The sequence below is a fragment of the Pseudomonas viridiflava genome (genome assembly GCF_900184295.1).
GTDB lineage: Bacteria > Pseudomonadota > Gammaproteobacteria > Pseudomonadales > Pseudomonadaceae > Aquipseudomonas > Aquipseudomonas viridiflava.
In genome coordinates, this window is record NZ_LT855380.1 from 1,455,695 (window position 1) to 1,479,863 (window position 24,169).

The 24,169-nt window shown below is 60.2% G+C and carries 25 protein-coding genes; 13 read left to right on the top strand and 12 right to left on the bottom strand.

The features are described from left to right. Positions 1-95: 95 nt before the first annotated feature. Both CFBP1590_RS06870 and CFBP1590_RS06875 read right to left on the bottom strand, forming a co-directional pair. The gene (locus CFBP1590_RS06870; RefSeq protein ID WP_088234714.1) at positions 96-740 is read right to left on the bottom strand and encodes a glutathione binding-like protein; all 645 of its coding nucleotides are present in this window, start codon (positions 738-740) and stop codon (positions 96-98) included. 108 nt (positions 741-848) lie between these two features. Then, positions 849-1,049 carry an SEC-C metal-binding domain-containing protein gene (locus tag CFBP1590_RS06875; RefSeq protein WP_005764888.1) on the bottom strand — a complete coding sequence of 67 codons (201 nt, stop codon included), beginning with the start codon at positions 1,047-1,049 and terminating at the stop codon, positions 849-851. A gap of 161 nt (positions 1,050-1,210) precedes the next feature. Here CFBP1590_RS06875 and CFBP1590_RS06880 point away from each other — a divergent pair, with 161 nt between their 5' ends. The 3 genes from CFBP1590_RS06880 (at position 1,211) to CFBP1590_RS06890 (ending at position 2,820) form a co-directional block, all read left to right on the top strand. Beyond that, positions 1,211-1,867, top strand: coding sequence for a LexA family protein (locus CFBP1590_RS06880; RefSeq protein WP_004888181.1), 657 nt, complete (start codon positions 1,211-1,213; stop codon positions 1,865-1,867). A gap of 128 nt (positions 1,868-1,995) precedes the next feature. Beyond that, positions 1,996-2,247, top strand: coding sequence for a DUF1654 domain-containing protein (locus CFBP1590_RS06885; RefSeq protein ID WP_058431786.1), 252 nt, complete (start codon positions 1,996-1,998; stop codon positions 2,245-2,247). Positions 2,248-2,490: 243 nt separating this feature from the next. Next, complete coding sequence (locus CFBP1590_RS06890) at positions 2,491-2,820, top strand: hypothetical protein (protein ID WP_004888184.1); 330 nt, start codon at positions 2,491-2,493, stop codon at positions 2,818-2,820. Positions 2,821-2,829: 9 nt separating this feature from the next. Here the strand turns inward: CFBP1590_RS06890 and CFBP1590_RS06895 are convergent, their stop codons facing one another. Then, positions 2,830-3,321 (bottom strand): LEA/WHy family protein, encoded by a 492-nt coding sequence (locus CFBP1590_RS06895; protein WP_058431787.1) that lies wholly within the window; start codon positions 3,319-3,321, stop codon positions 2,830-2,832. 113 nt (positions 3,322-3,434) lie between these two features. Between CFBP1590_RS06895 and CFBP1590_RS06900 the strand changes: the two genes are divergently transcribed. Then, positions 3,435-4,037, top strand: a complete 603-nt coding sequence (locus tag CFBP1590_RS06900; protein WP_029243728.1) for a hypothetical protein — start codon at positions 3,435-3,437, stop codon at positions 4,035-4,037. A 133-nt stretch (positions 4,038-4,170) separates the two neighbouring features. Next, positions 4,171-6,609 carry a TonB-dependent receptor gene (locus tag CFBP1590_RS06905; protein ID WP_088234715.1) on the top strand — a complete coding sequence of 813 codons (2,439 nt, stop codon included), beginning with the start codon at positions 4,171-4,173 and terminating at the stop codon, positions 6,607-6,609. Positions 6,610-7,233: 624 nt separating this feature from the next. Here CFBP1590_RS06905 and CFBP1590_RS06910 read toward each other — a convergent pair. Then, positions 7,234-7,707: a YchJ family protein gene (locus CFBP1590_RS06910; RefSeq protein WP_004887814.1), complete on the bottom strand. Its 474-nt coding sequence runs from the start codon at positions 7,705-7,707 to the stop codon at positions 7,234-7,236. Between the two features lie 3 nt (positions 7,708-7,710). Further along, the gene (locus tag CFBP1590_RS06915) at positions 7,711-8,208 is read right to left on the bottom strand and encodes a DUF6231 family protein (protein ID WP_057410101.1); all 498 of its coding nucleotides are present in this window, start codon (positions 8,206-8,208) and stop codon (positions 7,711-7,713) included. A gap of 254 nt (positions 8,209-8,462) precedes the next feature. Between CFBP1590_RS06915 and CFBP1590_RS06920 the strand changes: the two genes are divergently transcribed. Beyond that, positions 8,463-8,738: a DUF1145 domain-containing protein gene (locus tag CFBP1590_RS06920; RefSeq protein ID WP_025996563.1), complete on the top strand. Its 276-nt coding sequence runs from the start codon at positions 8,463-8,465 to the stop codon at positions 8,736-8,738. Then, a complete protein-coding gene (locus CFBP1590_RS06925) occupies positions 8,731-9,489 on the top strand; it encodes a hypothetical protein (protein WP_004887819.1) in 759 nt (252 codons plus the stop codon). The genes CFBP1590_RS06920 and CFBP1590_RS06925 overlap by 8 nt, the downstream gene beginning before the upstream one ends. 60 nt (positions 9,490-9,549) lie before the next feature. On the opposite strand, the gene CFBP1590_RS06930 is transcribed toward CFBP1590_RS06925, so the two are convergent. From CFBP1590_RS06930 to CFBP1590_RS06940, 3 genes are all read right to left on the bottom strand, one after another. Beyond that, positions 9,550-10,572 carry a purine-nucleoside phosphorylase gene (locus CFBP1590_RS06930; RefSeq protein WP_088234716.1) on the bottom strand — a complete coding sequence of 341 codons (1,023 nt, stop codon included), beginning with the start codon at positions 10,570-10,572 and terminating at the stop codon, positions 9,550-9,552. 26 nt (positions 10,573-10,598) lie between these two features. After that, the gene (locus tag CFBP1590_RS06935; RefSeq protein ID WP_004887822.1) at positions 10,599-11,552 is read right to left on the bottom strand and encodes a nucleoside-specific channel-forming protein Tsx; all 954 of its coding nucleotides are present in this window, start codon (positions 11,550-11,552) and stop codon (positions 10,599-10,601) included. 206 nt (positions 11,553-11,758) lie between these two features. After that, positions 11,759-12,223 (bottom strand): CopD family protein, encoded by a 465-nt coding sequence (locus tag CFBP1590_RS06940; RefSeq protein ID WP_004887824.1) that lies wholly within the window; start codon positions 12,221-12,223, stop codon positions 11,759-11,761. A gap of 107 nt (positions 12,224-12,330) precedes the next feature. Between CFBP1590_RS06940 and dinG the strand changes: the two genes are divergently transcribed. The 5 genes from dinG (at position 12,331) to CFBP1590_RS06965 (ending at position 18,437) form a co-directional block, all read left to right on the top strand. Continuing rightward, on the top strand, positions 12,331-14,475 hold the full coding sequence (gene dinG / locus CFBP1590_RS06945) for an ATP-dependent DNA helicase DinG (RefSeq protein ID WP_004887825.1): 2,145 nt from the start codon (positions 12,331-12,333) through the stop codon (positions 14,473-14,475). 118 nt (positions 14,476-14,593) lie between these two features. After that, positions 14,594-15,742 carry a serine hydrolase domain-containing protein gene (locus CFBP1590_RS06950; RefSeq protein WP_088234717.1) on the top strand — a complete coding sequence of 383 codons (1,149 nt, stop codon included), beginning with the start codon at positions 14,594-14,596 and terminating at the stop codon, positions 15,740-15,742. A gap of 155 nt (positions 15,743-15,897) precedes the next feature. Next, positions 15,898-17,043, top strand: coding sequence for an OmpA family protein (locus CFBP1590_RS06955; RefSeq protein WP_088234718.1), 1,146 nt, complete (start codon positions 15,898-15,900; stop codon positions 17,041-17,043). Positions 17,044-17,177: 134 nt separating this feature from the next. Then, the gene (pdxH, locus tag CFBP1590_RS06960; RefSeq protein WP_088234719.1) at positions 17,178-17,825 is read left to right on the top strand and encodes a pyridoxamine 5'-phosphate oxidase; all 648 of its coding nucleotides are present in this window, start codon (positions 17,178-17,180) and stop codon (positions 17,823-17,825) included. A 147-nt stretch (positions 17,826-17,972) separates the two neighbouring features. Then, entirely contained in the window at positions 17,973-18,437 is a 465-nt protein-coding gene (locus CFBP1590_RS06965) for an outer membrane lipoprotein (RefSeq protein WP_004887833.1), read from the top strand. Between the two features lie 70 nt (positions 18,438-18,507). Here CFBP1590_RS06965 and nhaA read toward each other — a convergent pair whose 3' ends face one another. From nhaA to CFBP1590_RS06985, 4 genes are all read right to left on the bottom strand, one after another. Next, the gene (nhaA, locus tag CFBP1590_RS06970) at positions 18,508-19,692 is read right to left on the bottom strand and encodes a Na+/H+ antiporter NhaA (protein ID WP_088234720.1); all 1,185 of its coding nucleotides are present in this window, start codon (positions 19,690-19,692) and stop codon (positions 18,508-18,510) included. 277 nt (positions 19,693-19,969) lie between these two features. After that, positions 19,970-21,583: an NAD(P)/FAD-dependent oxidoreductase gene (locus tag CFBP1590_RS06975; protein ID WP_088234721.1), complete on the bottom strand. Its 1,614-nt coding sequence runs from the start codon at positions 21,581-21,583 to the stop codon at positions 19,970-19,972. A 152-nt stretch (positions 21,584-21,735) separates the two neighbouring features. Continuing rightward, positions 21,736-22,416, bottom strand: a complete 681-nt coding sequence (locus tag CFBP1590_RS06980; RefSeq protein WP_088234722.1) for a COG3650 family protein — start codon at positions 22,414-22,416, stop codon at positions 21,736-21,738. A 50-nt stretch (positions 22,417-22,466) separates the two neighbouring features. Then, a complete protein-coding gene (locus tag CFBP1590_RS06985) occupies positions 22,467-23,066 on the bottom strand; it encodes a short chain dehydrogenase (RefSeq protein ID WP_088234723.1) in 600 nt (199 codons plus the stop codon). Between the two features lie 104 nt (positions 23,067-23,170). On the opposite strand from CFBP1590_RS06985, the gene CFBP1590_RS06990 reads away from it, so the two are divergent. Next, entirely contained in the window at positions 23,171-24,082 is a 912-nt protein-coding gene (locus CFBP1590_RS06990; protein ID WP_058430689.1) for a LysR family transcriptional regulator, read from the top strand. Positions 24,083-24,169: the final 87 nt, after the last annotated feature.

Genomic DNA, 24,169 nt, shown 5'->3' on the forward strand with positions numbered 1-24,169 from the left:
AGCCGTCAGCCGGCACGCAAGCAGGCGGGGCGAGTTATTTCAGGATTTTACAAAGAACCGCGTGCCAGCCTCGCCGGTGGCACGCTCGCAGGGCATCAGGCCTTGGAAGGATTGATCCGTTCGGCCAGCGCGTAAGCCCGTTTTGTCGCATCACGATTGGCGATGCCTTCAAACCAGCGCTTGAGGTGCGGGAAGTCGTTCAGGTCCTGCTGTTGGTAGGTGTGCGGCACGATCCACGGGTAGATCGCCATGTCCGCGATGCTGTAGTCGCTGCCCGCCACGAAGTCACGGTCAGCCAGACGCTTGTCCAGCACGCCATAGAGGCGGGCGGTTTCGTTGACGTAGCGCTCGATGGCGTAGGGGATCTTCTCTTTGGCGAAGCGATTGAAGTGATGATTCTGTCCAGCCATCGGCCCCAGTCCGCCCATCTGCCAGAACAGCCATTGCGAGACTTCCTGGCGGCCACGCAGATCGCTCGGAATGAAGCGTCCGGTCTTTTCGGCCAGGTACAGCAGAATGGCGCCTGACTCGAAAAGGCTCAGCGGCGCGCCGCCGTCAGCCGGGTCGTGATCGACAATGGCCGGGATGCGATTGTTGGGGGAGATTTTCAGGAAGTCGGGCTCGAACTGCTCGTTCTTGCCAATGTTCACCGGAAACACTTTATAAGCCAGGCCGGACTCTTCCAGAAACAGGCTGATTTTGTGGCCGTTGGGCGTGGTCCAGTAGTGCAGGTCGATCATTGAGCGCTCCTTGTGGGTGATCGTGATCCTTCGTTTTACGCTTTCGCTGGCACCCCGTACATATGAAAACGGCCTGCAAGGCAGGCCGTTGGCAGAAAAACCGGCGTGTTATGCGCCGTGGCATTTCTTGAATTTCTTGTCGCTGCCGCATGGGCAAGGATCGTTGCGACCTACGTCTTTCAACGTGTTACGCACTGGCTCCTGATGGGCGTGACCGCAGTTCGGGCCATGGACGTGGCCGTGCTGGTGGTCGTGATGATCATGATCGTGGTTGCAATCAGGACCATGAACATGGGCTTGCTGGTTCATCGGGTTTACTCCGCAATTAAATCGACGCGCATTATCCCGCAAATGGTCGCTGGCTGTATCGCCGTGTTTTTTTCTGGAAATAGTTGTGTTTTTTAAGCATGCTTACATTTGCGGCGTCAAACGTTCGCTTTTATTTCCTCAAGCGGTGTGAGGCAGAGCTTATGAACAGACACGAACGTATCGCCCGAGCCATCGCCCTGAGCGGCAAGAAGAAGGGTGAAATTGCCGCCGCGTGTGGCGTGGCCAATTCGGCCGTCACGCAGTGGGTGAGTGGCGAGAGCAAGAGCCTGCGCCCTGAAAATCTCTACGCGCTGGCCAGGGCCACAGGCTTTCGCGCCGAATGGCTGGCGATTGGTGAAGGTCCGGAGCGCGATTCGCCCCATGACGCCAACGTCGCGTTGATCGATCAGCCGAAGATGTCCTTCCGCTATCCGGTGATCAGCTGGGTCTCGGCGGGCTCGTGGGAAGAGGCCGTCGAGCCGTACCCGGAAGGTTTTTCCGACCGCTATGAGATTTCCGACTACGACTCCAAGGGACCGGCGTTCTGGCTGGAGGTCAAAGGTGATTCCATGACTGCGCCAACCGGTGTCAGCGTGCCTGAGGGGATGATGATCCTCGTGGACACCGAAGCCGATGTGCAGCCAGGCAAGCTGGTCATCGCCAAGTTGCCGGCCAGTAATGAGGCCACGTTCAAGAAACTGGTCGAAGACGGCGGCGTTCGCTATCTCAAACCGTTGAACCCTGCCTATCGAATGATCGAGTGCGGTGCCGACTGTCGCATAATCGGCGTGGCGGTGCGGATGACCGGCAGGCTCTGAGCCTTGTCCGGCAAGGCTGGCGAGTGTTTTCCAGCCAACGCCGCGTCGATACTTTTCCTACTTGCACCTTGCCGACTTCCTACGGCTGGAATACTGTACATAAATACAGTTATGCCAAGGAGGTTGTCATGGCTAGCGATCTGTATTCACCAACAAACGTGTCCTTTTCCTACGAGCAGATCGGAAGACGCATTCAGCGCATGGTGGCGTCGCCGGATGTGCAGAAGGTCCAGTTCATCACCGTCACCCGACTTGATGGCGAGCCTTCCGAGATCTGGGACACCGTGCTCCAGGAAATAGAAGAAACCGACGGCATTCAAGTCGATCGCCGGGAAGACGGCTCGGTGTGGATTGGCTGGAAGCGCTATATCGACGGTTGAAGGTGGCCTAATGCGCCCATCTGAACGGGGCTGAGCTCGATCGGTCCCAGGCTGCGCCTATCATTTGCGCCCTGAGCACTCTGCGTCTGCCGCAGCGTTCTCGGGAAATTACCAGACAGGTCCCGCTTCAAACGCTTTATGTTCAGCAAGCTTGATGATTTATTTAAGTATGCTTAAATTTAGTCTCAATCCTGAAACTCGGCAGTGCGTGAATCTCATCATCTTTTGTACGGAGTCAGGCTCATGGAGCTCTTGAATGGCTTGGTAGACAGATTCGAATGGCTGGTGGCTGGCCTTGTCGGCGCCATCATTTCCGGCTGGTGGCACAAGGCGAGTCTCATCGACGTGCGCGGCTGGCTGGTGTTTTTGATCACAGGTGTTGCCTGCGCAGTGTTCCTGACCGGCATCGCCAGCAATTACCTGGGGGTGGATGAGCCTCGCAACATCACCGGTGTGGGCTTTCTGCTGGGTTCGTTCGGGGGCTCGCTGATCGCGGCCATCAATCGCGCACTGTGGGCGGCAGACATCTGGAAGTTTCTGATGGAACTGGTCAAGGGACGGCTGGGAGGCTAGCCAGAGGTATCAGCGCCTGTGGATCAACGCTTCAGGCGCGACATCACCCGAGCGGCCTATTCGAACGGTGTTCCTGAACAGCAGGCCCGTCTTGAGCTTGCCTTCGAGCCGATAGTGAATGCTCTCGTCGGGCTTTTTCAGCAACTGGGCAAGGTACTTCGCGTGCCGCCAGAGGTTGGTACGGATAGGCACCACAAAGGTCCTGCGGCTGTGGGCATCGACAAAAAACCAGTCGTTGGACCTGTCGTCGACCAGCACCACATCATTGAGACTTATTTTGTACTGAATTGCCCGAACCAGGACACGCGAGTCGTTGGGGTTATCGATCTCGAAATGCAGCTTGAAATCCTGCTGTGTCAGCCTGGCCTTGACGACCTGAACTTTCAGCAAATGCACTTCCGGGTCCTGAAAGCTGTCAAAACTCCAGACCGAGCATCCTGTGAGCCCAAGCATGAGCAGCGCAAGGCTTAGCGTTCTTGTAATGTGCGCCTGAGAAAACATGAGCTTGCTCCGTAAGTGGCCCGAGTTTAGCAACTTGACGGGCAGGGGTAACCTGCTTGTTCCGATGTTCGGGGCTGCGCCATACTTTGTTCACGTGCTGACGGGTATACCGAATGAGTCGTTTTGAGATCGTCTTCGACGGCCGATTGGTCGAAGGTGCCCAGCTTGAGAGGGTCAAAGCCAACCTGGGAAAGCTGTTTCAGGCGGATGAGTCGCGTCTGGAGTTATTGTTTTCGGGGCGACGATTGGTCCTCAAAAACAACCTGGATGAGCAAACCGCCGAGAAATACCGCGCAACGCTGGAGCGCGCGGGCGCTGTCGCCAGGGTTGTCATGATGAAACCCCCTGTGCCGCAACCGGAGCAAGCTGCGCAGCCGTTGGAAACGGTGCCGGCTGCCGAGGCGCAAGAGATGGAAGAGGTCGAACTGGCCCGTCCGCCCGACGAGCCTACCTGGCTGCGCAAGACGCCAGTGCGCCCCGGTCGTCTGCAGATCAAGCCGCGAGACGCCTACATGGCCGCGTTCTCCGATGTCGATGCGCCGGACTATTCCGTGGCCGAGGCGGGCAGCGACATGCAGGACCCGAAACCTGCGCCGGTCGTCCCGCAACTGGACCTGTCCCGGCTCAGCGTTGCGCCAGTGGGCAGCGACATGGGACAGGTCCCACGCGTCGCTACCCGCGTCGCGCCGGACACCTCGCACCTGAAACTGGACTGACGCAGCCACGCGACTTCAGTCTTCGGCCATCGGGTCGATGCCCTGAAACGGAATTGTTTTCAATCAGCCCTGTCACTTTCGGCGTTTCGCCCGGCTAACAGGCATTGAGAATATTCCAGCCAGGAGTTGCCCGATGTCCCGTTCGTTAGACACCCTTTTGCGCCCCAGCATGTTGGCGATGGCCATTGCTGTCTGTGCACCGTTGGCCAGCCCCTTGCTGATGGCCGCGCAACAGGCTGCCAGCGTTCAGTCCTACGACCTGCCGGCCGCGCCTCTGGCGACCACCTTGAACCAGATCGCCAGTCAGAGCGGTCTGGCGCTTAGCCTCGATCCTGCGCTGGCTGCCGGAAAATCCAGCGCTCCGGTCAAGGGCCAGTTCGATGCAACCGGTGCCTTGCGTGAAGCGTTGCGCGGCAGCGGCCTGCAACTGGTGCAGAGCGCTGCCGGAACCTACACCCTGATGGCAATGGAAGGGGGCACGCTGAGCCTGTCGGATGTGACCATCAATGCGCGCGCTTCGGCTGCCGAAGGTTCAGAAGCGGCCGGTTATCGCAGCGAGAACGTCAGCAGCGTCGGTGCGTTGGGCGGCATGAAGCTTCAGGATGCGCCGTATTCCATCAGCGTGACGCCGCAGGCCCTGCTGAAGAACATTCAGGCGACGTCGCTGGACGATGTCATCAAGCACAACCCGTTCACCCAGATGTACTCCCCGACCAGCGCGGGTTACGCCAGTGCGGTCAATATCCGTGGCTTCAGCAGCGCGGGCAGCCTGAACATAGCCAACGACGGTCTGCGCTTTACCAACGGCGCGGACGGCAGCAACTATCTGGAAGAAATGGACCAACTGGAAGTCATCACCGGCCTGACCGGCTTCCTTTATGGTCCGGCGTCGCCCGGTGGTCTGGTCAACTATGTGATCAAGCGCCCGACCTATCAGCGCTATAACAGCGTGACGCTGGGCAATGCCGGTGGCGACAATTACTACCTGCACGGCGACTTCGGTGGTCCGATCGACAGCGAAGGCCAGTTCGCCTATCGCCTCAACGTGCTGACTCAGGATGGCGAGACCGCCGTCGACCTGAACAAGCGTCGCCGGGAAATGATCTCGCTGGCACTGGACTGGAACGTCTCCGACGATCTGCTGGTGCAGTTTGACGCGTCGCACAAGAAGACCCAGATTCGCGGCCTGACCAGCTACTGGTTTTTCGGCGACCAGTCTCTTCGTCCGAGCGCTGCGTCGCTGGACAACGACACGTTGTACAGCCAGAAGTGGTCGTTTTCAGACTATGAGTCGGACAAGGCGGGCGTGCGGGCCAAATGGCGTCTGGATGACACCTTCACGCTGCGCGCTGCTTTCGCTGCTCAGCAGTACACCAGCGAAAACACCTACACCGGCCCTACGGTCTACAGCGCGGGGCTGTATTCGCAGCCGCTCTACGCCTTCGCGCCTATCGACACCGAAGAGAAGACCGGCTCGCTGTTTCTCGACGCGGCGTTCGATACCGGTTTCCTTGAGCATAAGGTCACGATGGGCTATCAGGGCAACACATCCCGTCAGAAACAGTATGAAGACCACATCCCGTACACGTCCGCCCAGCCTGGCCCGCAGTACACCTCGCCGGTGGGCACCATCCCGTTCGACCAGACGCCGCAGGTCGGAAAACCGGCTTATTCCATCGGTCATGGCAATCAGCGGCTGGCCAACAGCACCGAGAGCAATAACTTCCTGATCGGTGACGTCATCACCTTCAACGAGCAGTGGTCGACGATCCTCGGCGTGACCCACACTCAGATCAAGACCTATGCCAACGAGTTCGTCTACGCCAGAGCCTTTGGCTCGGCGGAAACCGAAACGACGTACAACGAGAGCAAGACCTCGCCCAACATCTCGCTGGTCTACAAGCCGGTGCCCTGGCTGACCACCTACGCAACGTACATCGAAGGGCTGCAGTCGGGTGGTATCGCGCCGAGCGGCACGGCCAATGCGGGTCAGGCGTTTGCGCCGGAAGTCAGCGAGCAGTACGAGATCGGTGCCAAGGCGACACTGGGCGAAACCCTGTTCACCCTCGCGCTGTTCAACATCGAAAAGCCCAACGGCTACACTACTGCCTCGAACATCTACGTGGTGGATGGGCGACAGGAAAACAACGGCCTGGAGTTCAGCGTGACCGGCAAGGTCATGCCGGAACTGACGCTGGTGGGCGGCTTCACGCTGCTGGACCCGAAAATCAAGAAAACCGGCGTCGCGGCGGATGAAGGTAATGCGCCGACCAACGTCGCCAAGCAACTGGCCAAGGTCTACGCCGAGTACGACATCAATCGGGTGCCGGGCCTGGCCGTGACCGGTGGCGCGTTCTACACCGGCAAGCAGTACACAGACCAAAGCAACGAAAACGACCTGCCGTCGTTCACCACCTTCGACGCCGGTGCCCGCTACCGCATGCGCGTTTCGGAAAACGACCTGACCTTGCGGGTCAACGTCAGCAACCTGGCCAACAAGGAGTACTGGCTGAACAGCAGCTACCTGGGCGATCCACGGACCGTGGCGTTCTCGGCGCAGCTGGAGTTTTGAGGGAACTGTGTCCCGCGAGATCTGCGTAAGGGACGCGGAGCGTCCCGGGATGCATGCCGACGCGGAGCATCGGCACGATCAGTGTGCTTGAGATCCCTGATCGTCCCCAGGCTCCAGCGCTCATCGTTATACACAAGTCATCTGGCTATCCAGTGAGACAGCGGCACTGCCGTGCTTTTTTGCGCGATAGTGCGGACACCGCCGATTGCGACGTGGGTGAAGGCTGAGTCCTGGCGCTGATTCGGGGGGCAATCGGCATGGATGCCGATTGAGCTGCACTGGGCCATGGATGGCCCATTTGCAGCGACCCCCGAATCAGTGTCAGGACGAAGGAACCGCGGCGAAGCCGGGGCCGGAACCGGAGCGAAGGACTTTGGCTACTTTGGTCCCTCAAAGTAGCGCGCCGTAAGGGCGCAAAGGTGACCTGAGCCATGCGCCCGGCTAACTGAATCCACAGTCTGTGCCATTTGTGACGCGGAGCGTCACGGGAGGCATGCCCACGCGGAGCGATGGGCACGATCAGTGTCGAGGCGGACTTGCGTATGATGATCGTTCCCAAGCTCTGCGCGGCAATACCGCCCAGGACGCTCCGCGTCCGCTCGCAGATGTCACATAAGCAATCAATTAACCGACATACGCCGAGCAGCATTTCTTGAACTTCTGCTCGCTGCCGCAAGGACAGGCGTCGTTGCGGCCGGCCTTGAGGGGGACGGTGGAGTCGATGAAGTACCAGCGGCCCTGGTTCTGCACGAATGACGAACGCTCCTTGTGGCTGTGCTCGCCGTTGCCGTCGTGCCATCGCGCGGTGAAGGTCACGAAGGCGTGTTCGGGCTTGCCGCCGAATACCTCGGCGCTTTCCACCTCAAGCCCCAGCCAGGTGCTTTGCGCACTCCACTGGGCAATCGCTTCGCGGTCCAGCCCGCTCTGTTGTGCAGGCAGTGTGGTCTGCACCAGATAATCCGTTAGTCCCAGCACGTAAGCGCTGTAACGCGAACGCATCAGTTTTTCCGCGCACGGTGCAGGCTGCCCGGCGTGGTAATGCCCGCAGCAGGCCAGCAACAGATCGCCGCTGCCGCACGGGCAAATGGCACTACTCATGATTCACCACCAATACTTTCCAAAGTTTTCAGGGTTGGCCCAATACTTCGCATTCAGCCAGTCCGGCACCTGTTTGTATTCACGCAGGTCGTAGGTGAAGAGGTTCAGGACCTGCTCGTCGCGGGCGAAGCGTTCACTGGCTTGCAGGGCCAGCGAGAAGAAGTCGGTTTCCTGCCAGCCACAGGCTTTCAGGTCCGCCAGCACGGCGATGCGGCTGGCGTTGAGGTTGCGGATGCCGCCCAGCAGTTCCAGTCCGGTGCGTTTGGGCATGTGCTCCAGGCAATCGACCACCAGCGCCAGGTCAAATCGCTGCGCAGCCAGGTGCGGAGGCAGAAGGCCGGGCTCGGCCAGCGACACTTCGGTTTGCGGGTGCGCGTCCTGAAAGGCTTGCAAGGCAGGAAACGCCTGCGCGCCGATCAGCAGCAGGCGCGCTGGCGCGTAGCGGTCGAGCAGGGCGGCCAGCGCCTGTTGGGGCGTGCGGGTGGAAAAACCGACGGTCATCGAAAATCCTCTGATTGACTGACAAGACTAGCCTGCCCGAAGAGTGCTGAAAAGCACCGTTCCTGTCGTGTGAAATGCGCCGTGTGCGACAAAAGCGTGATGATTTGAAACAGGTTTCAGGCTATATGTGTCAGGACCGCATGTTTTTTCACGCACCGCTGGCATATTCGGTGGGCAGGACGTCTACTGTGCGGCGACGAAAAGCGTGCGAAGAATTCGCTTTCGTCATCAGGATCATGATCAAGGGGCATGCGATGAAGTTGTTTTGGGGGTTGGGAAAGCTGTTGATGCTGGGCTTCTGGCTGGTGGTGCTGGCCAATGCGCTGGTTGAAGCGCCCAGCCCGTTCGGTGTGATGATCGATATGGCGGGCAGTCTGGTGCTGCTCACCCATCTGCTGGAGCTAATCCTGTTCAACGGCAGCCTGCGCGGTCGCAAGCACCCTTGGCGTGACAGAGGCAAAATCATTCTGTTCGGCATCTTTCATGTCCAATCCATCGGCCGTTCGGCTTCGGGGCACACCCATGCGTAATCTCGTTCTACTGGCAGCACTGTTCAGCCCGCTGGCCATGGCCCAGGCCATCATCGTTGCACCGCACTCCCTGATGCGCCTTCCCGGCAACAGCAGTGTGCTGCAGGTCGAGCGGCTGGAAGTGTCCGATTACGGCACCCTGCTGATCCCGGCTGGCATCGATGACGTCAAGATCGGTCAACTGGTGCTCGGTCACGAAGCGCGCATCGCCATCGTGCCCGGCGCGCAGACGTTCAAGCTGGTGGTGGATCAGGGTGAGTTCGGCGACGGCAGCCAGATCACGGCACGCGGTGCGCCCGGTACGTTCGAAAAACCTGCATCGCCGGGCCGCAATCTGACGCTGCGGGTGAACAGGCTGAACGCCGGGCAGCTGTCGATCGATGCACGCGGCGGCGCAGGTGGTCCAGGCTATTTCGGCCTGGACGGCGGTACGGGCGAAGAGCCGGGCTGCACGTGGGGTCAGGCCGGACGCGGTCACAACGGTGACAACGGCGGCAATGGTCATGACGGCGCAGCGGGCGCACAGGTTCGCCTCGAGGTGCCGTACAGCGTTGCGGCGGATCGGATCAAGGTCAACGTCGAAGGCGGGGCGCCGGGCAAAGGCGGTGAGGGTGGCAAGGCGGGCAAAGGCGGCGCGTCCAAGGGCTGCATCGTCTATCGCGCCGACGGCGGCAAGGCAGGCAGACCGGGCGAGCCCGGCCAACCAGGCGTCGCGGGACCGGCCGGTGCGCTGATCCTGCAACGCTTGTAACCGAATCTCTGGCGGCCACGGATCGGCTTGTGACGATCCGTGGCCTGCCCTGAAAACCGCTTACTGCGGCACGCCGTTTTCCCAGCTTTTCCAGTCCTTGAGGATCGCCTGAACCAGCGGATTGCCGGTGCGGTACAGGTTTTCCAGCGCCGGTACGAAGGCACCCTGATCGGCGTACTTCAAGAGATTGTCCACTTCGCTGTAGCCCGGATAAGGGCGGTCGAAGTCAGAGCCTGCGCGGACCACGGCAAGACGATTGACGTCGACCTTGCCAGCCTTGCTCGCCCTGAGCAGCGCTTCGTACGTGGAGTTGTCTTCCTGCTGAGTCGTGCAGTAAACGCCCTTGTTGTCGGTCAACAGGCGCGTCCAGACTTCCGCCCGCTCGCTCAAACGTGTCCCCGAGAACCAGGTGTTGCCTGCCAGCGTGTCGCATTGCGTGACCTGCGGTGGCTGGTTGGCAGGCGCGTAGGGATATTTCACCCGCCAGGCAGCGGACTCCTTGCTCTCACTGAGCGCGACCTTCTGCGACAGCGCAAAGGCCTTGGCCTGCAGCTTGGGGTTGAGTTCGAAGACTTCGGTCTTGTAGTCCAGCGGCGGTTTCTCGTTCGGCCCTTTGGTGTTGATGCCCAGATATCCGGTCGGCCAGTCCTTGGGCACATCACGTGAATCGATTTCCCACTGGGTGCCGAACTCGACCAGATAATGAGCCCAGGCCGTGGTGCCGAGCGTGCCGTGGTGCGGGTTGATCCCTGCAATGCCCGCGACGATGAAGTAGGTCTTGCGCAGGTCGAATTGGGGCGACAGGGCCAGTGCCAGCGTCGAAGCCGCGGCGTTGGTCTGGCCCATGCCGGTGATCATCAGGCAGGTGTCCTGATCGTTGCAACGGATGGTCGGGTATTGGGCGGACAGGCCCGGCACCTCGATCTCTTTGGTCAGGTGCAGGCGGTCGATCCAGTTCTGCGCCTCGGGGGCGAACATGGCGATCAGCATGACCTTGGGCGTAACCGGGGCGGTGGACGCCCAGATGCCCGGGCTGAGCAGGGCCAGCGAGGCGCAGAGGGCGTTGCGAGTGATGCTTTTCATGAGAACTCCTGTCGTCAAAGTCATGATCAGAACTGATAACCGACGCCGGCGTAGTAACCCCAGCCGTCCGAGCGGGCGCGGAAGTTGCCTTCGCCGAAATTCAGCTCACTGCCGTCCTGCCAGTTGCCGCCGTTATGAAAGTAACGACCGACGAGCGTGAAGCGCAGGTGCGTGAAGGCGTACAGCAAGACGTTGGTGGCGACCGTCGAGTTGGCGGTACGCGCCGGATCGTCCTTGAGGTCCGAGCCGAAATCGAAATTGGTGAAGCCGATGTAAGTCAGCGATGCGCCGTTGTCGAATTTGGTGATCGGCACGATGTACTTGAGCTGGGCGCGATAGCCGTCCCACGAGTATTCGTTGCTGGCGCCGTAGTTTTCCCACTGGTAGCGACCATAGAAGTTGGCCGACAGATTGACCCGCGACTTTGTGTCGATGTCGGTGCCGATACCGCTGTAAAGGGTATTGGCACGGTTGGCCGAATTGCTGCCGTGGTCGTAGATCCAGTCGAAGGCGACGTACCACTCCTTGAAAGGCCCCACGGCCAGGCTGCGTCCTGCCAGATAATCAATAGAGATGCGCGGCTCGTGCTCCATGAACACCGGCGAGCCATGATCCCAGACGCCCTTGTCGTTGCGGTTGCCGATGTCGAGGATCTTCGGCACGTCGATATAGCCGTACAGCTCGAACGGGCCTTTGCGGCCGAAGTATTCGTATTCCAGATACACGTCATCAACCGGCTGCGGACCGAAGCTTATGTCCTTGCTGCCGATCAGCGTGAGGTCCTGATTGAACCAGTCGGACAGATACGCGCCTTTGCCTTCCTTGGGGGACGCTGGCGGGCTTAGGGTCTCGCCCTGCGCGGAGTCCTCGGCTGCGGCAGGTTGCGCCTGCGCCATGGCGCAAGGCAGTGCCAGCGAGGCTGTGAACAGCAGAGGGATCAGAAATCCGGGTGACGCGGCGGACTGCTTGGAGGACTGCATCGGTATTGAAACTCCTTTTAACGGCACGTACTACGATTCGCAAACGTTTGCACAGGACGTGCCAAAAGGGATTCAACCGGCTGAAAGCCAAGGAATTTCAGGAAATAACGTGACTGATCGGGCAGGATTCTGCCCGCCTGCTGTGCGCGGTGACACGCTGAGTGCCCCGTGATGTTTCGTTTCGCACAGCCAGAGGGTTCGCCCGGTCAGAAACCTGGACGTGCTGCTGCGATCACTACCACCGCGAGCCCGATAATCAGATTGATGCCGACCAGTCGTCGGATTCTGCCCAGCGCCGCGACGCCTTCCGACCACTGCTCGGCTTCCACTGCACGTTGCAGTTCCGGCAACTGCAACGAATGGATACGAAGAAACAGCGCCACCATCACCACGTACAGCCCCATCATGATCTGCACGTAACGGGGCGCGGTTTCAAAGCTGGTGAAGTTCAGCTGAATCATCCCGATACCCGTGATCGGCAGCACAATGACGGCCGCCCAGACCCAGACAAAGAACCTTGGAAACACCTGGACCCACACTTTCAGGCGAGACGGCCCTTCAAGTGCTGCAATGATGGCTGGGCGCAGTACCATCCAGGCGAAAAACATCCCGCCAACCCAGACCAGAGCAGCCAGCAGATGCAACGTATAGACAGTGGAAAATGCGGTCATCGGGTACTCCGTTCTGCGCGGATGGATTTAGCGCGCTATGATAGCGCCCACTCAGAACCACTGAAAATTTATCCAGCCTTTTTTGCCGTGCCCCCGAACCGAAGCCAATGATCAGTACCGAACTCAAATCCCAGATCCAGGGCGCTTACTCGCGTTTCCTCGAAGCCAAGAGCCTCAAGCCACGTTATGGCCAGCGATTGATGATCGCCGAAGTCGCCAAGGTACTGGGGGATATCGATACCGATGAGGAAGGACGGCGCTCGGGCGATCCGGCCGTGGTCGCCGTGGAAGCGGGCACCGGTACAGGCAAGACCGTGGCCTACGCCATTGCGTCGATCCCGACGGCCAAGGCGGCGGGTAAACGTCTGGTGATCGCCACCGCAACCGTCGCGCTGCAGGAGCAGATCGTCTACAAGGACCTGCCGGACCTGATGCGCAACAGCGGCCTGAATTTCACCTTCGCGCTGGCCAAGGGGCGTGGCCGCTACATGTGCCTGTCCAAGCTCGACATGCTGCTGCAGGAAAGCGACGCCACCAACGCGACCGCGCAACTGTTCGAGGAAGAAGGCTTCAAGATCGAAGTCGATGAAGCCAGCCAGAAACTGTTCACCAGCATGTTGCAGAAGCTGGCGGGCAACAAATGGGACGGCGACCGCGACAGCTGGCCGCAGGAACTGGCCGATCAGGACTGGGCGCGCCTCACCACCGATCACAGCCAGTGCACCAACCGTCATTGCCCCAATTTTCAGCAGTGCGCCTTCTATAAGGCGCGTGAGGGCATGGGCAAGGTCGATGTGATCGTCACCAACCACGACATGGTGCTGGCCGACCTTGCCTTGGGCGGCGGCGCGGTATTGCCGGACCCGCGTGACACGCTCTACGTGTTCGACGAAGGCCATCACCTGCCTGACAAGGCCATCGGCCATTTCGCGCACTACACCCGGCTGCGCTCCACTGCCGACTGGCTGGAGCAGACCGCCAAGAACCTTGCCAAGCTGCTCGCCCAGCATCCGTTGCCGGGCGACCTGGGCAAGTTGATCGAGCAGGTGCCGGAACTGGCCCGCGAGATCAAGGGCCACCAGCAATTCATGTTCGGCGCCTGCGAGCAACTGGCCGATTTTCGTGCCGGTGAAGACATGCAGGGCCGCGAGCGTCCGCGCCATCGCTTTGTCGGCGGCGTCATTCCCGAGCACATCCGCGAGATGGGCATTGAACTCAAGAAGGGCTTCGCCCGCCTGGACGATCTGTTTACCCGTTTGACCGATCTGCTCAAGGAAGGCATGGACGGCGAGGTCAACATCGGCATCGCCAGCCATCAGGCCGAAGAGTGGTATCCGCTGTTCGGAAGCCTGCTGGCCCGCGCCCATGGCAACTGGGAGTTGTGGACAGCCTTTACCGCCGAAGACCCGGAAGACAGCCCGCCGATGGCCCGCTGGCTGACGCTGGCCGACAGTGGTGCGCTGTTCGACATCGAGGTCAATGCCAGCCCGATCCTGGCGGCCGAGATGCTGCGTCGCAACCTGTGGAACATCGCCTACGGTGCGCTCGTCACCTCGGCCACCCTGACCGCGCTGGGCAAGTTCGATCGTTACCGTATGCGTGCCGGCCTGCCGAAAGGCGCGGTCACAGCTGTTGTACCGAGCCCGTTCCACCACGCCGATGCCGGTGTGCTGCGCGTGCCGGACCTCAAGGCCGACCCGCGTGATGCGGTTGCTCACACCGCAGCGATCATCCGAGACCTGCCGGGTCTGGTCGAAGGCTCGCGCGGCACGCTGGTGCTGTTCTCTTCGCGCAAACAGATGCAGGACGTGTTCGACGGACTGGATCGCGACTGGCGCAAGCAGGTGTTCATCCAGGGCAATTTGTCCAAGCAGGAAACCCTGAACAAGCATAAGGCGCGGGTCGACAGTGGCGAGTCCAGCGTGCTGTTCGGGCTGGCCAGCTTTGCCGAGGGCGTGGACTTGCCCGGCGCGTATTGCGAGCACGTGGTCATCGCCAAGATTCCGTTCGCGGTCCCCGATGATCCGGTTGAAGCAGCGCTGGCTGAATGGATCGAGGCGCGTGGCGGCAATCCGTTCATGGAGATTGCCGTGCCGGATGCGTCCCTGCGTCTGGTCCAGGCATGCGGACGTCTGCTGCGCACCGAAGAAGACCGCGGCACCATCACACTACTGGACCGCCGCGTCGTGACTCAGCGTTACGGCAAGGCGATCCTTAATGCGTTGCCGCCGTTTCATCGGGAAATCTCCTGAACCCAGGCTGACCGGCGGCTGGCAGCAGTTCCCAAAACGGCCAATCGCTGGAACAATATGCGCCCATTAAGTCGGCCGTCTTCAGGGCCTTCACAGCGACATTCAGGAGTCAGCGGTTTTGCAGATCCAGGGTCATTTCGAACTTGAATTCGAAGCAGTGCGTGAAGCCTTTGCGGCGCTCTTTGACGATCCTCAGGAGCGCGGCGCTGCCTTGTGCATTCAGGTCGGCGGACAGACGGTCGTCGATCTCTGGGCGGGCACCGCTGACAAGGATGGCGCCGAAGCCTGGCACACCGATACCATCGCCAACCTGTTCTCTTGCACCAAGACCTTTGCCAGTGTTGCTGTGCTGCAGCTCGTGGAAGAGGGCAAGCTGAAGCTGGATGAGCCCGTGTCCCGGCTCTGGCCCGAGTTCGCTGCGGCGGGCAAGGGATCGATCACCTTGCGCCAGTTGCTCTGTCATCAGGCAGCACTGCCTGCGATTCGCGGGCAACTCCCGGCAGAAGCCCTTTACGAATGGGACACCATGACCTCGGCCCTGGCGGCGCAAGAGCCCTGGTGGACGCCCGGTCAGGGCCACGGCTACGCCGCCATCACCTATGGCTGGCTGATCGGCGAGATGTTGCGCCGCGCCGACGGTCGCGGTCCTGGCGAATCCATTGTGGCGCGGGTAGCCCGGCCTCTGGGGCTGGATTTTCATGTGGGGCTGGCCGATGACCAGTTCCATCGTGTGGCGCACATCGCCCGCGGCAAAGGCAATGTCGGCGACGATGCGGCCCAGCGTGTGCTGCAGGCGACAATGCGTGAGCCTGCCTCGATCACGGCTAAGGCTTTCACCAACCCACCATCGATCCTGACCAGCACCAACAAACCTGAATGGCGTCGCATGCAGCAACCTGCCGCCAACGGCCATGGCAATGCCCGCAGCCTGGCAGGCTTTTATAACGGTCTGCTGGACGGAAGCCTGCTGGAAGCCGAGCTGCTCAATGAGCTGACGCGTGAACACAGCCTCGGCCAGGACAAGACCCTGCTGACCTCGACCCGATTCGGTCTGGGTTGCATGCTGGATCAACCAACCGTGGCAAACGCCACCTTCGCACTGGGCCCTAAAGCATTCGGCCATCCGGGCGCGGGCGGTTCGGTGGGCTTTGCCGACCCTGATTACGAGGTGGCGTTTGGCTTCGTTACCAACACGCTCGGGCCGTACATTCTCATGGATCCGCGTGCCCAGAAACTGGTCAGGGCGTTACGTGAGTGTTTGCAGTAAGTTTCGTCTATAAGTGTTTGTTTCATACCGACTGTCAGTTAAACGGGGTATAACGGCTCCGTATGACGGTTTCTCTTTCCACCTGTAACTTCATGCGTGTTATACGGACGTAACAACGTTCCTTCTGTCTGATCAAAAACTGTTGTGGGTCATCCATGTCGTCCAATAAAAGCCTCGTTCTCGCTCTGTGCATCGCTGTCACCGGCTGTGCTCAAACTCCACAATCCGATTCTGCTGCAACTGACGGCCATTGGTGGCAGTTCGGTTCGGGCGCAGCCGCAGACGATGTCTCCGCAAAGGCCCCGGCTCCAGGCCCTGCGCCTGCAGCGCCGGTCGCCAAGGTTGCTGAAAAGCCAGCCCCGGCTGCCGCTGCGCAGAGCGCCAACCCTTGGTACTGGCCGTTTGGCTCGGACGACAAGGCGGCAGCAAAGCCTGACGCAGTCGCCAGCAAGCCTGCAGACAAGCCAGCGGCCCCTGCTCTGGTTGCCAAGACTGAAACCGACACCAAGTGGTGGTGGCCTTTCCCAAGTGGCGATGCCAAAAAGGACGAGCCGAAAGCCGCTCCGATGCCTGATCCGAAAGTGACCAAGGCTTGGCTGGACGAATACGAGCCTCGCGTCCGTGCAGCCATTAAGGACACCCCGTTCGAAGTGGAGCGTCGCGAAGACCTGCTGGCAATCACCGCGCCGGTAGACAGCTCGTTCAACCCGGATCGTCCGGCCATGCTGCTGCCGGTCACACTGGGTCCGATCACGCGTCTGGCCAAGGCCGTTGAAGGCGACAAGAAAACGGCCGTGCTGATTCTAGGTCACGCTGACACTTCGGGTCCTACCGAAGCCAACCAGAAAATCAGCCAGGAGCGCGCCCAGTCGGTTGCCGCGATCTTCCGCCTCAGCGGTCTTGAGCGTCAGCGCCTGAGCCAGCGTGGCATGGGTGCCGTGATGCCGCGTGCGGCCAATGACAGCGCGCAGGGTCGTGCACTGAACCGTCGCGTCGAAATCCTGATGACGCCGCAGGACACCATGGTCGCCCTGATGAGCCGTTACGCACTGCCGCCGGTTGCTCCGACCATGGTCGCAACCCAGGACGTCAAGCCTGTCGTGCCTGCTCCAGCTCCGGCTAAGAAAGCGGCGGTGGCGAAGAAAGACACGGCCAAGAAAGCTGCACCGGCCAAGGCGAAAGCCAGCACTGCCAAAAAAGCCGCTCCGGCGAAGTCCACCGCAGCGGCCAAAAAGCCTGCCGCCAAGACCCCGGCCAAGGACGCAGCAGCGAAGAAGACCGACGCCCAGGCCAGCAACTGATTGCAGGTAACTCCTGAGCGTTCCCACGTTCGCGTGGGAACGCTTCTCCAGACGCATCGCGTCTGATCTGACTCAGGGCATTCGCTCACCATTCAGTGGTCAGATAATCCAGCCGCAACAACAGGAATCACACCATGATCCAGACTCTGGCTGACATGCGCCGTGACTACACCCGTGACGGTCTGACCGAAGCGCAGTCACCGGACGAGCCGTTTGCGTTGTTTCACCAATGGTTCGCCGAGGCCGTTAAAACCGAACAGCCTCCGGTCGAGGCCAACGCCATGACCCTGGCGACGGTTGACGAGGAAGGGCGTCCGCATTGCCGGGTGCTGCTGCTCAAAGGGCTGGACACACAAGGTTTCACATTCTTCACTAACTACGACAGTGCCAAGGGCCGGCAGCTCGCTGCACGTCCGTTCGCGGCAATGACCTTTTTCTGGCCAACGCTGGAGCGTCAGGTGCGTATCGAAGGGCGAGTGGTGAAGGTCACTGCGCAGGAATCGGACGCCTATTATCAGGTCCGGCCTCTGGGCAGCCGTCTAGGGGCCTGGGCGTCGCCGCAAAGCCGGGTGATCGCCGACCGTGAAGTGCTTGAAGGTCTGATCAAACAGACTGAGCAACGATTTCTCGATAGCGCGCCTCACTGCCCCGAACATTGGGGCGGCTATCGTCTTCTGCCGGAGCGAATCGAGTTTTGGCAGGGACGTTCGAGTCGCCTCCACGATCGTTTGAACTATCGTTCAGTTGACGGGCAATGGACACGTGAGCGTCTCGCGCCCTGATTGAATTATTTGCCTGTCGGGTCGTCTGAGCGTTACATAGGTTGTCGCTGTATGGCGCCTGAATGAATATAAATTGCGGAACCTGGGCCGTGACAGCGTCGATGTCGGGTAGTCTAATGGCCACTAGTTCCTCTGGAGATACCTTTTATGCGCAAGTCTGCTCTGCTGGTCGCTTCGTTCACTGCCATGGCGTTGACGATGGGCGGCTGTACGTCGAACCTCACCGGTGATTCCTATTCCCGTGACGAGGCGCGTACCGTACAGAACGTTCGTCTGGGCACTGTTGAATCCCTGCGTCCAGTGAAAATCGAAGGCACCAAGACCCCCATCGGCGCAGGTGCCGGTGCGATTGTCGGTGGTGTAGGCGGCAGCGCGATCGGTGGTGGTCGCGGCAGCGTGGTAGCCGCCGTGATCGGTGCTGTTGCCGGTGGTCTGCTCGGTTCCGCTACCGAGGAAGGTCTGACACGTACTCAGGGTGTCGAGATCACGGTTCGTGAAGACGACGGCAGCATGCGTGCCTATGTGCAGCAGGTCGAGGAAAACGAAATTTTTCGCGTTGGTGAGCGTGTGCGCATCATGACCGTCAACGGCACGAGCCGCGTGACACACTGATCCGCATTGCGAATCAACCGAAACCCCGAGCCGGAATGCTCGGGGTTTTTCGTTTCAGAACGATCGTTTTTCAGCGCTTCGCTGTCGTCCTGCAGGCCATGACCATTACACCGTAGCCGATGATGGCCGAGAGGATCGAACCGGTCAGAATGCCCATGCGATCTTCTCCCGCATACGCGCTGACCCCTGGTTCGAACGCCAGTGAGCCGACGAACAGACTCATGGTGAAGCCGATACCGCACAGGATCGAAACGCCCAGCACGTGACCCCAGTTGGCTTCCCTGGGCAGCGATGCCATGCGTGTCTTGACCGCCAGCCAGGTGAGCCCGAACACCCCCAGCGTCTTGCCCAGCAGCAGGCCTGCGGCGATGCCCAGCGGGACCGAGTGAGTAAAGCTGTCCATGGTCACACCGGCCAGCGACACACCGGCGTTGGCGAACGCAAACAACGGCAGGATGCCGTACGCAACCCACGGATGCAGGCCGTGCTCCAGGGTCAGCAAGGGAGATGCCTTGCTGCTCGTGCGCAGTGGAATGCAGAACGCCAGCACCACACCTGCAAGCGTCGCGTGAACACCGCTCTTCAGGACACAGACCCAGAGCACCAGTCCAACCAGCAGATAGGGCGCAAGCCTGCTCACGCCGGATCGGTTCATCGCGATCAACGCAATGATCGATACAGCCGCCAGTATCAGCGACAGTTGTGACAGCTCGCCGGAGTAGACCAGCGCGATAACGATGATTGCGCCCAGGTCATCGATGATCGCCAGCGTCATCAGAAACAGCTTCAGCGAAACCGGTACACGCTTGCCGAGCAGTGCGAGCACACCCAGTGCGAACGCGATATCGGTTGCCATCGGAATGGCCCAGCCATTGAGGGCTTCGGCGTTGCCTGTATTCAGTGCGACATAAATCAGCGCCGGAACCACCATGCCGCCGATTGCAGCAGCGCCGGGCAACACGATCTGCGAGGGTTTGGAAAGATGCCCCTCCAGCACTTCGCGTTTGACCTCAAGGCCGATGACCAGAAAGAACAGGGCCATCAGCCCGTCGTTGATCCACAGCAACAAGGGCTTGGCAATGTGCAGGGCGCCGATCCGGGCTTCTACCGGTGTTTCCAGAAAGGCGTTATACAGCCAGGAAAGCGGCGAGTTATTGATAATGAGCGCAAGGGCAGCAGCTGCAATCAACAGCAAACCTCCCGCTGCTTCAAGCTGAAAAAAGCGTGTAATGGTATTCCGCATGGGCGCGACCATTCTCCGTCTACGGTAAAAAGGACCGACACCCTAACCCGTTGATTGGAGAGTTAAAACAAAAGTTATATTCGTTTTTGTTATAAATAATACAGTTCGTTACGCTATAAAAATAAAGCGTAAGTTATGTTACGAGTTGATTCGGAAGTGCGGGTTTATTGCGTAGGAAGTTTCTGAAAGCTAATGTTTTGGCTGGAAAATTGTAACTTTATAAGTTGTGGGAACTGATTGGTCACGGACGCTTGCATGGCAAGGCGTCCGTGACCCCGGTCCAAGGGTTTCAGCCCTCGATGCCCAACATGTCCCGTACCAGCGCTTCGGCAATGCGGATGCCGTCCACGCCAGCGGACAGAATGCCACCTGCGTAACCCGCGCCTTCCCCGGCCGGGTAAAGGCCCTTGGTGTTGAGGCTCTGCATGTTCGGACCACGCGTGATGCGCAGCGGTGCCGATGTGCGGGTTTCGATGCCGGTCAGTACCGCGTCGTGCAGCGAGAAGCCTTTGATCTGCTTGTCGAAGGCTGGCAGCGCTTCACGAATGGCCTCGATGGCAAAGGCGGGCAGCGCCTCGGCCAGATCCACCAGCTTCACGCCCGGTTTGTACGAAGGCTCGACGCTGCCCAGCGCTGTGGACGCCTTGCCTGCGATGAAGTCGCCGACCAGTTGCGCAGGGGCTTCGTAGGTGCTGCCGCCCAACAGATAAGCGTGAGACTCCAGACGCTCCTGCAGTTCGATACCGGCCAACGGGCTGCCCGGGAAATCCTGTTCCGGCGTGATGCCGACCACGATGCCCGAGTTGGCGTTGCGCTCGTTGCGCGAGTACTGGCTCATGCCGTTGGTGACGACACGGTTCGGTTCGGACGTTGCCGCGACCACCGTGCCGCCGGGGCACATGCAGAAGCTGTACACCGAGCGGCCATTGCTGGCGTGATGCACCAGCTTGTAGTCGGCAGCACCCAGTTTCGGGTGACCGGCGTATTTGCCCAGACGGGCACGGTCAATCAGCGATTGCGGGTGTTCGATACGGAAGCCCACCGAAAACGGCTTGGCCTCCATGAACACGTTACGGCTATGCAGCATGCGGAACGTGTCGCGGGCGCTGTGGCCCAGGGCGAGAATCACGTGGTGCGACGCGATCTGCTCGCCGCCCTCAAGGACCACGCCATTCAACTGGCCGTCTTCGATCATCAGATCAGTGACGCGCTGCTGGAAGCGTACTTCGCCGCCCAGTGCCTCGATCTGATGACGCATGTGTTCAACCACGCCGGTCAGGCGGAAGGTGCCGATGTGCGGTTTGCTGACGTAGAGAATCTCTTCCGGCGCGCCAGCCTTCACGAACTCGTGCAGCACCTTGCGGCCATGAAAGTACGGGTCCTTGATCTGGCTGTAGAGCTTGCCGTCGGAGAACGTACCTGCGCCGCCTTCGCCAAACTGGACGTTGGACTCCGGGTTCAGGACGTTCTTGCGCCACAGGCCCCAGGTGTCCTTGGTGCGCTGACGCACTTCCTTGCCGCGCTCGAGAATGATCGGCTTGAAGCCCATCTGCGCCAGCAACAGGCCTGCGAAAATCCCGCAAGGACCGAAGCCGACGACGATCGGGCGTTCGCTGAGGCCTTCCGGCGCATGGCCGACCACCTTGTAGCTGACGTCAGGCGCCGGGCCCACGTGGCGGTCGTTGGCCAGTTTGCGCAGCAGCGCTTCTTCGTCACTGACCTGAAAGTCGATGGTGTAGATGAAGCACAGTTCGGAGGACTTCTTGCGCGCATCGTAGCTGCGCTTGAAGAGGGTGAAGTCCAGCAATTCGCTGCTGTCGATACCCAGGCGCTGCAGCAGGGCAGGGCGCAGGTCTTCGTCCGGGTGATCGATCGGAAGTTTGAGTTCGGTGATTCGTAACATTAAGGGGTCCAGTTTTCGGGCCGCAGGTTCAGCCCGACAGCACTACAAGAACCGGCGATTATAAGCGCTGAACCCCATTGGCGGCGAGTCGAGGTGTGCAGTCCTGGCAACCATGGGTGCCATCGGTCGCCAAAACCCTGCCTCGGGATGGATCAGTCGTCCCGCGAGCCGCCGTAATAGCCGCAGCCACGTTGGGCCTGACCGTTGAGACGCAGCTCGGCGGTGAGGTGTTGCACCGAACCGTTGACGCTGTCGACGCAGCGCTGAGGGGCGACCCACAGTTCGATGCGCTGATTGTTGGCTTCGCTGCTGACACTGAAGCTGCCATCCGGCAGTTGCTCTTCAAGGTAAGGCACGGCAAGCGGCGGCTGGCCCTCGCGCTCCAGGACCATGCCCTTGCCGCTGACATTGACGTTCCATGCAGGCTTGTTGCCATTGACGTGCAGGGTCAGGCGTTTGAAGTTGAGGTCGTCGCAGGACTGGCCGGGACGTTCGACCCGATAAACCTGATGCAGGTCCAGCTGGCCGTCACTGTTGGTTGCCTTGCTGGCGGCGAACGAGCCGCGCAGGTCGGCAAACACGCGACCCTTGCTGTCGGCCAGGCTCGCAGCCTCCTGCAGGATGCCCGTGTTGTTGCGGTCCTTGACCACGTAGCGACGCTGCTCGTTGCACGGCTTGAACATCAACTGCCCGTTCTCGCCAGTCAGGTCGCCCTGCATGCGGATCATGCCCGCCGTCGAGACTTTCGGTGTGTCGGTCTTGATGCCAAGCATCTGGCAGCCGGCGAACAACGGCAGAAGGGCGAATACAAGGACGGAACGAGCAGCGAACATTGGGCGGGTCTCCAGACAAGTGCCGCCACGTTACGCAGACTGATGCCGCATCACAAGACCTGATACGTCTGTCCGGTGTGCAGGCCTTCCACGCTTTTGGCATAGGCCAGCGCCACATCTGCGGCGGGAACAGGTTTGAAGCCTCTGAAGTAGGCACCGTACTTGCCCATCGATTCGAGCAGTACGGTGGGGCTGACCGAGTTCACGCGCATGCCGCGCGGCAATTCGATGGCTGCGGCGCGCACGAAGGCATCAATGGCACCATTGACCAGACTGGCTGAAACGCCGGAAACAATCGGCTCCTGGCTCAGGATGCCAGAGGTGAACGTGAACGACGCGCCATCGTTGGCGTATGCCTTGCCGATCAGCAGCAGGTTGACCTGGCCCATGAGTTTGTCCTGAAGACCCAGGGCGAAATCGGCTTCGGTCATGTCCGCCAGCGGCACGAACTTCACACTGCCCGCCGCGCAGATCAGCGCGTCGAAGCTGCCCACGCGTTCAAACAGCGCGCGGATCGAGGCGCTGTCGCTGATATCGACGCGTTCGTCGCCGCTGTTGCGGCCGATACGCACAATCTCATGCCGTGAGCCGAGTTCGCGTTCAATTGCCGAACCCACGGTTCCGCTTGCGCCAATCAACAGGATTTTCATTGCGTTGCTCCACAGGCATCAAAGGAGCCGCCAGTGTAGAAAGCCGTATATCCTTCGAAAAAGATGCCAATTGGAAACCTTTGGTTCTCACAGGGAAACAATTCATGAACGAGATGGAAGATCTGGCTGCCTTTGCCGTACTGATCGACGCGGGCAGTTTTACGGCGGCTGCGGAGCGCCTGGGTTGCAGCAAGGGACGCCTTTCAAAGCGGATTTCCCAACTGGAAAAGACCTACGGTGTCCAGTTGTTGCACCGCACCACTCGAACCTTGAGCCTGACCTCAGCCGGGTCCGCGTTGTTGCCTCAGGCTCGGCAATTGATTGCGCACACGGAAAGGGCGCGCAGCATTGTGGCGTTGATGCGTGACGAGATGGTCGGTGAGGTGCGTATCACCACGCCGGTTTCGTTGGGAGAAACTTTTTTCGACGGCTTGTTGATGGAGTTTTACGAGACCTATCCGCAGGTCAAGATCGAGCTCGAACTGAGTAACAGCGTGCGCGATTTGCGGCGCGACGGTTTCGATCTGGCGGTTCGCTCAAAGGTCGCCAGTGATGAACGGCTGGTGGCCAGGCCTTTATTGGCCATGCAGGAACTGACCTGCGCCAGCACGCGGTATCTGGACGAGCATGGCTGGCCACAAACCCCTGAGGACCTTGCGAAGCATCAATGCCTGATCAACAGCCATTACAGCGAGCGTTACCAGTGGCTTTACCATCAGAATCACGAGTTGACCCGTGTGCAGATTGACGGTCCCTTTGCCAGCAATCACTACAGCCTGCTGAAAAAGGCGGCGTTGGCCGGTGCGGGTGTCGCACGGCTGCCGTCCTATATGGTGCATAGGGAAATCAATGAAGGACGCTTGCACTGGCTGCTCAAGGATTACCAGACGGCAACGACGCCGATGTTTCTGGTTCACCCCTTCGAAGGCGAAGTACCGAGGCGAGTGCAGGTGCTGGCAGATTATCTGGTGGGCTGGTTCGAGCGCAGCGGCTCGGCGCTGGAGCGTCTGGCGTGAGTAAAGGAAGGCATGCCCACGCAGGCGCGTCTGATCGTTACCACGCTCTGCGCTCATCGTTATACACAAGTCTGTCAAACATTGATG